We start from the raw sequence: 12,114 nt of genomic DNA, 5'->3' as shown, positions 1-12,114 counted from the left end.
CCTTAGAGGCCGGTCGAAATATCGATCGACTGGCCGTCGACGAGGGTCACGATCGCCTTCTTGACGTCGTTGCGCGTGCCAATCTTGCCACGGAAGCGCTTCACCTTGCCCTTGCGGACCAGGGTGTTCACTGCCTTGACCTTGACCGAGAAGAGCTGCTCGACGGCAGTCTTGATATCGGTCTTGTTGGCATCGATCGCCACGTCGAAAACGACCTGGTTTGCTTCCGACGCCATCGTCGACTTTTCAGTCACGACGGGGTTGCGGATGATGTCGTAAGCGCTGAGCTTGTTCATGCGAACCTCGCTTCCAGCGCTTCGAGCGCTGCCTTGGTCAGGACGAGCTTGTCGCGCTTGAGGATCGACACAACGTTGATCCCCTGCACCGGCAGCACGTCGATATGCGGGATGTTGCGCGCGGACAGAGCAAAGTTCTGGTCCACGGCATTGCCGTCGATGATCAGCGCGTTGGTCCAGCTGAGCTTGCCGAAGGTAGCCAGCAGACCGGCGGTCTTGGCTTCCTTCTGCGACACGCTGTCGACAACGATCAGCGAGCCCGACTTGGCCTTGGACGACAAAGCATGCTTCAGCGCCAGGGCGCGGACCTTCTTGGGAAGGTCGATGGCATGGCTGCGCGGGGTCGGGCCGAATGCACGACCGCCACCACGGAACTGCGGAGCCTTGCGATCGCCATGGCGAGCGCCGCCCGAGCCCTTCTGCTTCACGAACTTCTTGCCCGTGCGCGTGCCTTCCGAACGATGCTTCACATCGTGCGTGCCGGCCATTGCCTTGAGCTGCTGGTAGCGAACCATGCGGTGCAGGATGTCCTGGCGGACTTCCAGACCGAAGACGTCGTCAGCGAGCTGGATCGAACCAGCGGCCTTGCCGTCGAGGGTTGTGACCTTGAGTTCCATTTAGTTACCTTCCCCCGCGACTTCGGCGGCGGCCTTGAACGAGCCCGGGAAGGCAGCGCCCTTGGGGGCCGGCTTCTTCACCGCGTCCTTGATCATGATCCAGGCGCCCTTGGCGCCGGGAACCGAACCCTGGATCATGATCAGGCCACGTTCCACGTCGGTCTTGACGACCTTGACGTTCTGCGTGGTGATGCGACGATCGCCCATATGGCCCGGCATCTTCTTGTTCTTGAAGGTCTTGCCGGGGTCCTGACGACCACCGGTAGAACCGATCGAGCGGTGCGACACCGACACGCCGTGCGTTGCACGCAGGCCGCCGAAGTTCCAGCGCTTCATGCCGCCGGCAAAGCCCTTGCCGATCGAAGTGCCGGTGACGTCCACCAGCTGGCCTTCGAGGAAATGGTCAGCCTGAAGCTGCGCGCCGACCTCGATGAGGTTGGCTTCATCGACGCGGAATTCCGCGACGTGGCGCTTCGGCTCGACCTTGGCCACGGCGAACTGGCCGCGCTCGGCCTTGGTCGTGTTCTTCGCCTTGGCCTGGCCAGCGCCAAGCTGCAGGGCGACGTAGCCATCCTTGTCAGCGGTCCGCTGGCCCACCACCTGGCAGTTCTGCAGGCCCAGCACCGTCACCGGGACGTGCGAGCCGTCCTCAGCGAAAATGCGGGTCATGCCCAGCTTCTGTGCGATCAATCCAGAACGCATCGGTTATTACCTTCTCTCTTGGCGCAGTACCGGGTCATGGTTTCAGAGGACCCTCTTGTCTGGTACGCGCGGAAAACTCGTTGTCTAGGCCGCGAGATCTATCCGAAAACCGCGTGGCACTTTTCGGATCTCGCCTTTAGAGCTTGATTTCGACGTCGACGCCGGCGGCGAGATCGAGCTTCATCAGTGCGTCGACCGTCTGGGGAGTCGGGTCCACAATGTCGAGGAGACGCTTGTGGGTCCGGATCTCGAACTGCTCACGCGCCTTCTTGTCGATATGGGGCGAGCGGTTGACGGTAAACTTGTCGATTCGCGTCGGCAGCGGGATGGGCCCACGAACCTGCGCGCCCGTACGCTTGGCCGTCGACACGATCTCGCGCGTCGAAGCGTCGAGAACGCGATGGTCAAACGCCTTGAGGCGGATGCGAATATTCTGACCGTTCATCTTTGTAAATCCTGACGAAAATGGATCGCGGCGCGCGTCTATCCGCGCGCCGCGAATGTCTCTTGAGGCTTACTTCAGGATCGTCGCGACGACGCCCGAACCGACGGTACGGCCGCCTTCACGGATAGCGAAGCGGAGCTTCTCTTCCATGGCGATCGGCACGATCAGCTGAACGTTGATGTTCAGGTTGTCGCCCGGCATGACCATTTCGGTGCCTTCCGGCAGCGTCACGATGCCCGTCACGTCCGTCGTGCGGAAGTAGAACTGGGGACGATAGTTGCCGAAGAACGGAGTGTGGCGGCCGCCTTCTTCCTTGGTCAGGATATAGACTTCAGCGGTGAAGTCGGTGTGCGGGGTCACGGAGCCGGGCTTGCAGAGAACCTGGCCGCGCTCAACCTGCGTGCGGTCGATACCACGGATCAGCGCGCCGATATTGTCGCCGGCCTGGCCCGAGTCGAGCAGCTTGCGGAACATTTCGACACCGGTAACGGTAGTCTTCTGGGTTGCCTTGATGCCGACGATTTCGACTTCTTCGCCAACCTTGACGATACCGCGCTCGACGCGGCCGGTGACCACGGTGCCGCGGCCCGAGATCGAGAACACGTCTTCGATCGGGAGCAGGAACGGCTGGTCAACCGGGCGTTCCGGCTGCGGGATGTAGGCGTCGACGGCAGCCATCAGCTCGAGAACGGCGTCGTGGCCGAGCTTCTTGTCGCTGTCTTCGAGGGCGGCCAGAGCCGAGCCCTTGATGATCGGAACGTCGTCGCCCGGGAATTCGTAGGACGAGAGCAGTTCGCGGACTTCGAGCTCGACGAGTTCGAGCAGTTCCGGATCGTCGACCATGTCGCACTTGTTCAGGAACACGACCAGGGCGGGCACGCCAACCTGGCGGGCGAGCAGGATGTGCTCGCGGGTCTGGGGCATCGGGCCGTCGGCAGCCGACACGACCAGGATCGCGCCGTCCATCTGGGCGGCACCGGTGATCATGTTCTTCACATAGTCGGCGTGGCCGGGGCAATCAACGTGCGCGTAGTGACGGTTGGCCGTCTCGTACTCGACATGCGAGGTGTTGATGGTGATCCCGCGAGCCTTTTCTTCCGGCGCGCTGTCGATCGACGCATAATCCTTGAACTGTGCGCCGCCGGCTTCAGCCAGGACCTTGGTGATCGCTGCAGTCAGCGAGGTCTTACCATGGTCAACGTGACCGATGGTGCCGATGTTGCAGTGAGGCTTAGAGCGGGAAAACTTTTCCTTAGCCATCGCTTTTCTCCGTATTCGTTAGCCTGGAGGCCAACCTTGCGTTGCAGTTTATAGTTAGGCGTACTTGGCCTGGACTTCGTCGGCGACGGCCTGCGGCACCTGCTCGTAATGATCGAACGTCATCGAATACTGTGCACGACCCTGGCTCATCGAGCGCAGGGAGTTCACGTAGCCGAACATGTTCGCGAGCGGCACATAGGCATTCACGACCTGGAGGACACCACGACCTTCGGTGCCGTGGATCTGACCACGACGGGAGTTCAGGTCGCCGATGACGTCGCCCATGTAATCTTCGGGCGTGACAACTTCAACCTTCATGATCGGCTCGAGGATCTTCGGAGCCGCCTTGCGCAGGGCTTCGTTGAAGCCCGCACGACCGGCGATTTCGAAGGCCAGAACCGAGGAGTCCACGTCATGGTAGGCGCCTTCGGTCAGCGTCACCTTGACGTCCACGATCGGGAACCCGATCAGCGGACCGGCCGACATGACCGACTTCACGCCCTTTTCGACACCGGGGATATATTCCTTCGGCACCGAGCCGCCAACGACGGCATTGACGAATTCGAGACCCTTGCCGACTTCCGACGGCTCCACGGTCAGCTTGACGCGGGCGAACTGGCCCGAACCGCCCGACTGCTTCTTGTGGGTATAGTCCACATCGGCCTTGCGGGTGATGGTTTCGCGATAGGCCACCTGCGGCTGGCCGATATTGGCTTCCACCTTGAACTCGCGACGCATGCGGTCGACGAGAATGTCGAGGTGAAGCTCGCCCATGCCCGAAATGATGGTCTGGCCGGATTCTTCGTCGGTCTTGACGCGGAAGGACGGGTCTTCGGCAGCAAGGCGATTGAGCGCGAGGCCCATCTTTTCCTGGTCGGCCTTGGACTTGGGTTCCACCGAGATATCGATGACCGGCTCGGGGAAGATCATGCGTTCAAGGATGACCTGGGCATTCTGCACGCAGAGCGTGTCACCCGTGGTGGTGTCCTTGAGGCCCACGATGGCGACGATGTCGCCGGCATAGGCTTCCGTGATCTGCTCGCGGCTATTGGCATGCATCTGGAACAGACGACCAACGCGCTCGCGCTTTTCCTTGACGGTATTCTCGAGCATCATGCCCTGCTCGAGCTTGCCCGAGTAGATGCGGCAGAACGTCAGCGTACCCATATGCGGGTCGTTGGCGATCTTGAAAGCCAGCATGGCCAGCGGCTCGTTGTCATCCGCATGACGCTCGATCGGCGCTTCAGTGCGGGCATCGATGCCCTGGATGGCCGGAACGTCGCCCGGAGCCGGCAGGAAGTCGATCACGCCGTCCAGCAGCGGCTGCACGCCCTTGTTCTTGAAGGCCGAGCCGGCGAACACCAGGAAAAACTTGGCGTCGATGACGCCGCGGCGCAGCAGGCGACGGATGGTGTCGTTGTTCGGCAGGTCGCCGTTCAGATACGCTTCCATCGCATCGTCGTCGAGCTCGACGGCGGCTTCGATCATCTGCTCGCGGTACTTCGCGGCCGAGGCCTTGAGGTCTTCCGGAATCTCGACGACGTCCCACTGGGCGCCCAGCTCTTCGTTGCGCCAGACCAGAGCGTTCATCTCGATCAGGTCGACGACGCCCTTGAACTCGGTCTCGGCGCCGATCGGCAGCTGCACCGGAACGGCCTTGGCGCCAAGGCGCGAGCCGATCATTTCGACGCAGCGATAGAAGTCGGCACCGATCTTGTCCATCTTGTTGACGAAGATCAGGCGCGGCACGTGGTACTTGTCGGCCTGGCGCCAGACGGTCTCGGTCTGCGGCTCGACGCCGGCATTGGCATCGAGCAGCGCCACGGCACCGTCGAGCACGCGCAGCGAACGTTCGACTTCAATGGTGAAGTCCACGTGGCCGGGGGTGTCGATGATGTTGAAGCGGTGCATCACGCCTTCGCGTGACTTCCAGAACGTGGTCGTGGCAGCCGAGGTGATCGTGATGCCGCGTTCCTGCTCCTGCTCCATCCAGTCCATGGTCGCGGCGCCGTCGTGGACTTCGCCGATCTTGTGGGACTTGCCGGTGTAGTAGAGGATGCGTTCGGTCGTGGTCGTCTTGCCAGCATCGATGTGAGCCATGATGCCGAAGTTACGATAGAGATTGATCGGATATTCGCGTGCCATTGGGCGCTCCTACTACCAGCGGTAGTGCGAGAAGGCACGGTTGGCGTCAGCCATACGGTGCGTGTCTTCGCGTTTCTTGACGGCCTGGCCACGGCCATTGAGCGCATCCATGAGCTCGCCGGAAAGGCGCTCGCGCATGGTGTTCTCGCCGCGCTTGCGGGCGGATTCGATCAGCCAGCGAATGGCCAGGGCCTGCTGACGATCGGCACGGACTTCAACCGGAACCTGGTACGTGGCACCGCCAACGCGGCGCGAACGCACTTCAACCGACGGGCGGATGTTTTCCAGGGCCGTGTGGAACACCTCGACGGGGTTCTGCTTGACCTTGGCCTCGACGATATCGAAGGCACCATAGACGATGCTTTCGGCGGCCGACTTCTTGCCGTCCTTCATCAGGGAGTTCATGAACTTGGTAAGGACGAGATCGCCGAACTTTGCGTCCGGGATAACGTCACGCTTCTCTGCGCGGTGGCGACGGGACATGACTCTATCTCCTTACTTCGGACGCTTCGCGCCGTACTTCGAACGGCGCTGCTTGCGGTCCTTGACGCTCTGCGTGTCGAGAACGCCGCGGAGCACGTGGTAGCGAACGCCCGGAAGGTCGCGAACGCGGCCGCCACGGATCAGGACCACGGAGTGCTCCTGCAGGTTGTGGCCTTCACCCGGAATATACGAGATGACTTCGCGCGAGTTCGTCAGGCGAACCTTGGCAACCTTGCGAAGGGCCGAGTTCGGCTTCTTCGGGGTCGTCGTATAAACGCGGGAGCAAACACCGCGCTTCTGCGGATTTGCTTCCATGGCCGGAACCTTGTTCCGCTTTGGCTTGCTGGCGCGTGGTTTGCGGATCAGCTGATTAATGGTGGGCATTGCGCTCTTTCCATCGTCCAAAATTCGTTGCGGTCTAGAAAAACCAAACCAAAACGGCGCTCGCCCGACCCAGCTAAGGGGAACGGCGGCGCCTTAATTGCAGCGGACCACCCGTAAAATGGGCAGTCATGCGCACAAGGATTTGCTTCGTCTAGTTACCCGACAGTGTGTTTGAGTGTCCTGGATGCCCGCACAAGATGGCAGGAACCCGGTGTGACATTCACGACCGACCGCTTAGGTAGGCGCTGTTTAGAGCCGACTCTCCCGCGCGTCAAGGATTCTTTCGTGAAAAAACCGCGATGGAGCCATGCGTGGCCTTGCAATGCTTTTGCAGCGGCGAACAGGAAAACGGCGCCCTGGCCCACCAACGGCCAATCCCCGAACTAGCCGCTTCTCGCCGGCAGCGAATTGTGTAGGATCGGCGCTTCATATCCAAGAGGAGAATGCGATGAAGCTTAGTTCCATATTTGCCGGCGGCGCCATCGCGCTCCTGCTGACCTCGTCCGCCTTTGCCCAGACCCTGCTGACCGGCGCCGACACCAGCGAAATCCTCAATGCGGCGCGGGGCTATGGGGCCGCGACGCTGACCACCCAGAGCAATGGCGATCCCCAGATAACCGGCAAGATCGGGGGCATCGCCTACCAGGTCTATTTCCGCAACTGCACCAACAATGCCGATTGCGAGGATCTCAACTTCTATCTCGGCTTCCTCGATCTCAAGCCGACGCTCGAAGTGATCAACGACTGGAACTACAATAAGCGTTTCAGCCGCGCCTATATCGACCAGGACAATGACGCCTGCATCGAGATGGACCTCGACATGGTCAAGGGAGTGACGGCCGAATACCTCGATTCCCAGTTTGGCCTCTGGGCCATGGTGGTCGGCCAGTTCGCCGAGCATGTCGGCTATAATTGACGTTGATTCAATGACCTGATGCTAGCCCTCATGGCGAGCCCGGCGAACCACGAGGGCGTGGCACCCAAGCCTCCACGCGCTCTAAGTCATGGTTCGACAAGCTCACCATGAGGGAAAGTTTTACTTCTTTCCCGCCCGCAGCATGTCCATAGCCTTGTCGATCCGCTTCTGCCGCGTTTCCGGCGTCTTGGCGTCGGTGATCGACAGCACGTGGCGCAGCTTGTTGCTGTAGGACAGCGTCTCGAAGAACGCCCTGGCCGCGGCGTCCCGCGCCATTGCGGCATCAAGTTCCGCCGGCACCACGACTTCGCGCGGCACCGTATCGAGCACCAGTTCCACCTCGACCGCATCGCCGCCCTTGATCCCGGATGCGGCGCGGCGCTCGGCGCTGAGCGGGATCAGGAATTTGCCACCCATCATCGCAATCGATGAGCGGTAGCTGTAGCTGCCGACGGTCACCGCCACGGCCGGCTTCTTGCCGCCACCCAGCCCCTCGACCACTTCGGCCGGCACCTCGATACCGGTGTTGTTGCCCGTCTGCAAGATTGTCGTATTGAACTTCATGGCCGGTCTCCTCGTGTCTTTCTAGGAGAACGACGAGCAGGGCCGCAAGCGTTCGACGCCAGACAAAAGAAAAGGGGCCCGAAGGCCCCTTCCCCATTCACATGTCTGACGGCGCTTATTCGGCAGCCGGCGCCGGGATCTGCACGGTCGACGCCTGGCGGCGGCGTTCGTCCAGGATCAGGTCGTCGCGCTTGGACGCGATCAGCTTGGCCGAGGAAATGCCGGCGCCGGTACCAGCCGGGATCAGGCGGCCGACGATGACGTTTTCCTTGAGGCCTTCGAGCAGGTCGGCCTTGCCGGAAACAGCCGCCTCGGTGAGGACGCGGGTGGTTTCCTGGAAGGACGCAGCCGAGATGAACGAGCGCGTCTGCAGCGATGCCTTGGTGATGCCGAGCAGCACCGGATTGGCGGTCGCCGGCTTCTTGCCGTCGGCAACCAGGCTGTCATTGAGCTCGTCGAAGTCCAGCTTGTCGAGCTGCTCGTCCTTGAGCAGGCCGGTATCGCCTGGATCGACGATCTCGACCTTCTGCAGCATCTGGCGAACGATCACCTCGATATGCTTGTCATTGATCAGCACGCCCTGCAGGCGATAGACCTCCTGGATTTCATTGACGAGGTAGCGAGCAAGCTCCTCCACGCCCTTGATGGCCAGGATGTCATGCGGCGCCGGGTTGCCGTCGAGGATGTATTCGCCCTTCTCGATGGCATCGCCTTCCTGCAGATGGAACGGCTTGCCCTTCGGGATCAGGTACTCGACCGGATCGGCACCCTCTTCGCTCGGCTCGATGATGACGCGACGCTTGTTCTTGTAGTCGCGGCCGAAGCGGATGGTGCCATCGATCTCGGCGATGATGGCGTGATCCTTCGGACGACGGGCTTCGAACAGCTCGGCCACACGCGGCAGACCGCCGGTGATGTCCTTGGTCTTGGCGCTTTCCAGCGGAATACGCGCCAGCACGTCACCCGGCGAGACCTTCTCGCCCGGCTCGATCGCGATGACCGCATCGACCGAGAGCAGGTAACGGGCGTCGCCGCCACGATCCACCTTCTGCACCACGCCGCCACGAGCGATGGCCAGGGCCGGCTTGAGGCCCTCGCCACGCTGGTTGCCGCGCCAGTCGATCACCACGCGCTTGGTGAAGCCGGTCGCTTCGTCGGTGTTCTCGGCAACCGAAGCGCCATCGACCATGTCCTCGAATACGACCTCGCCCTCGACTTCGGCGAGAACCGGACGGGTGTAGGGGTCCCATTCGGCCAGGCGCTGGCCACGACGGACAGCATCGCCTTCCTTGACCAGCAGCTTGGAACCATAGGTCACCTTGTGGGTGGCGCGTTCCTTGCCGTCGGCATCGAGAATGGCGAGCGACACGTTACGGGCCATGACGACCAGCTTGCCGCCCTCGACCTTGACCACGTTCGGATTGCGGATGGCAATCTTGCCTTCCGCGCCGGCTTCCAGGAACGAGCTGTCGACCACCTGTGCCGTGCCACCGATATGGAACGTGCGCATGGTGAGCTGAGTGCCCGGTTCACCGATCGACTGTGCGGCGATGACGCCCACGGCTTCACCCATGTTCACGGGCGTACCGCGCGCTAGGTCACGGCCATAGCAGGCCGCGCAGGTGCCCTGGCGCATGTCGCAGGTCAGCGGCGAACGGATGCGGATCGACTGGATCCGGGCGTCCTCGATGACATCGACATGCTTTTCTTCCAGCAGCGTTCCCTTGGCGGCGATCAGGTCGCCGGTCAGCGGATGGAAGATGTCGTCGGCAGCCGTACGGCCCAGCACGCGCTGGCCGATGGAGGCCACGATCTGGCCGGCATCGACGATCGGCTCCATGGTCAGGCCACGATCGGTCCCGCAATCGGTCGAGACGATGATCGCATCCTGCGCCACGTCGACGAGACGACGGGTCAGGTAGCCCGAGTTCGCGGTCTTCAACGCCGTATCCGCCAGACCCTTGCGGGCGCCGTGGGTGGAGTTGAAGTATTCGAGAACGTTGAGGCCTTCCTTGAAGTTGGCCGTGATCGGGGTCTCGATGATCGAGCCGTCAGGACGGGCCATCAGGCCGCGCATGCCGGCAAGCTGCTTCATCTGGGCCGGCGAACCGCGGGCGCCGGAATGGCTCATCATGTAGACGGAGTTGATCGGCTTTTGACGGCCGGTCTCCTTGTCGATCTGCACCTTGCGGATCGCGTCCATCATCTCTTCGGCGACCTTGTCGCCGCACTTGGCCCAGGCGTCGACCACCTTGTTGTACTTTTCGCCCTGGGTGATCAGGCCGTCATTGTACTGCTGCTCGAACTCTTCGACCTGCTTACGCGCAGCTTCCACGATCGTATACTTGGAAGCCGGGATAACCATGTCGTCCTTGCCGAACGAAATGCCGGCGTCGCACGCATTCTTGAAGCCGAGCTGCATGACACGGTCACAGAAAATGACCGTCTCCTTCTGGCCGCAACCGCGATACACGGTGTCGATCATCTTGGAGATCATCTTCTTGGTCATCAGCTGGTTCGCCGTCGCATACGGCACGGCCGGATGCTTGGGCAGGATCTGGCCGATAAGCATGCGGCCCGGCGTGGTCTCCACGATTTCCGTGGTTTCCTTGCCGTTTTCGTCCCAGGAGACGACACGGCCTTTGATCTTGGTGTGGAGCGTGACGATCTTGTTGTCGAGCGCGTGTTCCAGTTCCGCATAGGAACCAAACGCCATGCCCTCGCCGGGCTCCTTCTCGTTCATGAGCGAGAGGTAGTAGAGGCCCAGCACGATGTCCTGGCTCGGCACGATGATCGGCTGGCCGTTGGCGGGGTGCAGGATGTTGTTGGTCGACATCATCAGCACGCGCGCTTCCAGCTGCGCTTCGAGCGACAGCGGAACGTGCACGGCCATCTGGTCGCCGTCGAAGTCGGCGTTGAAGGCCGAGCAGACGAGCGGGTGCAGACGGATGGCCTTGCCTTCGATCAGGATCGGCTCGAAGGCCTGGATGCCCAGGCGGTGCAGCGTCGGCGCGCGGTTCAGCAGCACCGGATGCTCGCGGATCACCTCGTCCAGGATATCCCAGACTTCGGGCTTTTCCTTTTCCACCAGCTTCTTGGCCTGCTTGACGGTCGAAGAGAAACCCTTCGCCTCAAGACGGCTGTAGATGAACGGCTTGAACAGCTCGAGCGCCATCTTCTTGGGCAGGCCGCACTGGTGCAGCTTGAGGTTCGGACCCACGGTAATGACCGAACGGCCCGAATAGTCGACGCGCTTGCCGAGCAGGTTCTGGCGGAACCGGCCCTGCTTGCCCTTGAGCATGTCGCTGAGCGACTTCAGCGGACGCTTGTTGGCACCGGTAATGGTGCGGCCGCGGCGGCCGTTGTCGAACAGCGCGTCCACGGCTTCCTGCAGCATGCGCTTTTCGTTGCGGATGATGATGTCCGGGGCACGCAGCTCGATCAGGCGCTTCAACCGGTTGTTGCGGTTGATGACGCGGCGATAGAGATCGTTGAGATCGGACGTGGCGAAGCGGCCGCCATCCAGCGGCACCAGCGGGCGCAACTCGGGCGGAATGACCGGGATGACGGTCATGATCATCCATTCGGGCTTGTTGCCCGAGACGATGAACTGCTCGACGATCTTCAAGCGCTTGGCGAGCTTCTTGGGCTTCAGCTCGGTGGTCGACTCGGCGATTTCCACGCGCAGGTCGGCCGCGATCTTTTCCAGATCGAGCGCCAGCAGGATGTCACGGATGGCCTCAGCGCCGATCTTGGCGGTGAAGGTGTCGGCACCATATTCGTCCTGGGCGTCGAGATACTGCTCTTCGGTCAGCAGTTCATGCGTGGTGAACGGGGTCAGGCCCGCGTCGAGCACGACATAGTTCTCGAAATAGAGGATCCGCTCGATGTCCTTGAGCGTCATATCGAGCAGCAGCGCGATACGGGACGGCAGGGACTTGAGGAACCAGATGTGGGCGACCGGCGCGGCCAGCTCGATATGGCCCATGCGCTCGCGGCGAACGCGGCTCAGGGTAACTTCCACACCGCACTTTTCGCAGATGACGCCCTTGAACTTCATGCGCTTGTACTTGCCGCACAGGCACTCATAGTCCTTCACGGGGCCAAAGATGCGCGCGCAGAACAGACCGTCACGCTCGGGCTTGAACGTGCGGTAGTTGATGGTTTCGGGCTTCTTGATCTCGCCGTAGGACCAGGAAAGGATCTTTTCCGGGCTCGCAATGGAGATCTTCATCTGGTCGAAGGTCTGCACCGGAACGGCCGGGTTGAACGGGTCCATGACGTGGGAATGATGATTCATCA

11 protein-coding genes are annotated in these 12,114 nt (G+C 61.7%); 1 reads left to right on the top strand and 10 read right to left on the bottom strand.

Annotated elements, in window-relative coordinates:
* Window positions 1-2 precede the first annotated feature (2 nt).
* From ASD04_RS00895 to rpsL, 8 genes are all read right to left on the bottom strand, one after another.
* Entirely contained in the window at window positions 3-296 is a 294-nt protein-coding gene (locus tag ASD04_RS00895; protein ID WP_056232633.1) for a 50S ribosomal protein L23, read from the bottom strand.
* Entirely contained in the window at window positions 293-913 is a 621-nt protein-coding gene (gene rplD / locus ASD04_RS00890) for a 50S ribosomal protein L4 (RefSeq protein ID WP_056251221.1), read from the bottom strand. The genes ASD04_RS00895 and rplD overlap by 4 nt, the downstream gene beginning before the upstream one ends.
* The gene (rplC, locus tag ASD04_RS00885) at window positions 914-1,615 is read right to left on the bottom strand and encodes a 50S ribosomal protein L3 (protein WP_056232629.1); all 702 of its coding nucleotides are present in this window, start codon (window positions 1,613-1,615) and stop codon (window positions 914-916) included. It lies immediately after the preceding gene.
* Window positions 1,616-1,751: 136 nt separating this feature from the next.
* Window positions 1,752-2,060 (bottom strand): 30S ribosomal protein S10, encoded by a 309-nt coding sequence (gene rpsJ, locus ASD04_RS00880; RefSeq protein WP_035102617.1) that lies wholly within the window; start codon window positions 2,058-2,060, stop codon window positions 1,752-1,754.
* 69 nt (window positions 2,061-2,129) lie between these two features.
* Window positions 2,130-3,320, bottom strand: a complete 1,191-nt coding sequence (gene tuf / locus ASD04_RS00875) for an elongation factor Tu (protein WP_056251217.1) — start codon at window positions 3,318-3,320, stop codon at window positions 2,130-2,132.
* 54 nt (window positions 3,321-3,374) lie between these two features.
* Entirely contained in the window at window positions 3,375-5,465 is a 2,091-nt protein-coding gene (fusA, locus tag ASD04_RS00870) for an elongation factor G (protein ID WP_056251214.1), read from the bottom strand.
* A gap of 12 nt (window positions 5,466-5,477) precedes the next feature.
* Entirely contained in the window at window positions 5,478-5,948 is a 471-nt protein-coding gene (gene rpsG / locus ASD04_RS00865; protein ID WP_056232623.1) for a 30S ribosomal protein S7, read from the bottom strand.
* 12 nt (window positions 5,949-5,960) lie between these two features.
* The gene (gene rpsL / locus ASD04_RS00860; RefSeq protein WP_046136734.1) at window positions 5,961-6,332 is read right to left on the bottom strand and encodes a 30S ribosomal protein S12; all 372 of its coding nucleotides are present in this window, start codon (window positions 6,330-6,332) and stop codon (window positions 5,961-5,963) included.
* 448 nt (window positions 6,333-6,780) lie between these two features.
* Between rpsL and ASD04_RS00855 the strand changes: the two genes are divergently transcribed.
* Window positions 6,781-7,248: a YbjN domain-containing protein gene (locus ASD04_RS00855; RefSeq protein WP_056251211.1), complete on the top strand. Its 468-nt coding sequence runs from the start codon at window positions 6,781-6,783 to the stop codon at window positions 7,246-7,248.
* A gap of 120 nt (window positions 7,249-7,368) precedes the next feature.
* On the opposite strand, the gene ASD04_RS00850 is transcribed toward ASD04_RS00855, so the two are convergent.
* Both ASD04_RS00850 and rpoC read right to left on the bottom strand, forming a co-directional pair.
* Window positions 7,369-7,812, bottom strand: a complete 444-nt coding sequence (locus ASD04_RS00850; protein ID WP_056251208.1) for a YdeI/OmpD-associated family protein — start codon at window positions 7,810-7,812, stop codon at window positions 7,369-7,371.
* 115 nt (window positions 7,813-7,927) lie between these two features.
* Window positions 7,928-12,112: a DNA-directed RNA polymerase subunit beta' gene (gene rpoC, locus ASD04_RS00845; protein ID WP_056251205.1), complete on the bottom strand. Its 4,185-nt coding sequence runs from the start codon at window positions 12,110-12,112 to the stop codon at window positions 7,928-7,930.
* Window positions 12,113-12,114: the final 2 nt, after the last annotated feature.

The sequence above is a fragment of the Devosia sp. Root436 genome, assembly GCF_001426345.1.
GTDB lineage: Bacteria > Pseudomonadota > Alphaproteobacteria > Rhizobiales > Devosiaceae > Devosia.
The sequence above is the reverse complement of the archived record's forward strand: the minus strand, read 5'-3'. Positions and strand labels throughout refer to the sequence as shown.

Excerpts from the sequence above, each read along its gene's own strand:
- tuf (WP_056251217.1), bottom strand. The coding sequence starts at position 3,320 with ATGGCTAAGGAAAAGTTTTCCCGCTCTAAGCCTCACTGCAACATCGGC.
- ASD04_RS00895 (WP_056232633.1), bottom strand. The coding sequence starts at position 296 with ATGAACAAGCTCAGCGCTTACGACATCATCCGCAACCCCGTCGTGACT.
- fusA (WP_056251214.1), bottom strand. The coding sequence starts at position 5,465 with ATGGCACGCGAATATCCGATCAATCTCTATCGTAACTTCGGCATCATG.
- rpsJ (WP_035102617.1), bottom strand. The coding sequence starts at position 2,060 with ATGAACGGTCAGAATATTCGCATCCGCCTCAAGGCGTTTGACCATCGC.
- rplC (WP_056232629.1), bottom strand. The coding sequence starts at position 1,615 with ATGCGTTCTGGATTGATCGCACAGAAGCTGGGCATGACCCGCATTTTC.
- ASD04_RS00855 (WP_056251211.1), top strand. The coding sequence starts at position 6,781 with ATGAAGCTTAGTTCCATATTTGCCGGCGGCGCCATCGCGCTCCTGCTG.
- rpsG (WP_056232623.1), bottom strand. The coding sequence starts at position 5,948 with ATGTCCCGTCGCCACCGCGCAGAGAAGCGTGACGTTATCCCGGACGCA.
- rpoC (WP_056251205.1), bottom strand. The coding sequence starts at position 12,112 with ATGAATCATCATTCCCACGTCATGGACCCGTTCAACCCGGCCGTTCCG.
- rpsL (WP_046136734.1), bottom strand. The coding sequence starts at position 6,332 with ATGCCCACCATTAATCAGCTGATCCGCAAACCACGCGCCAGCAAGCCA.
- rplD (WP_056251221.1), bottom strand. The coding sequence starts at position 913 with ATGGAACTCAAGGTCACAACCCTCGACGGCAAGGCCGCTGGTTCGATC.
- ASD04_RS00850 (WP_056251208.1), bottom strand. The coding sequence starts at position 7,812 with ATGAAGTTCAATACGACAATCTTGCAGACGGGCAACAACACCGGTATC.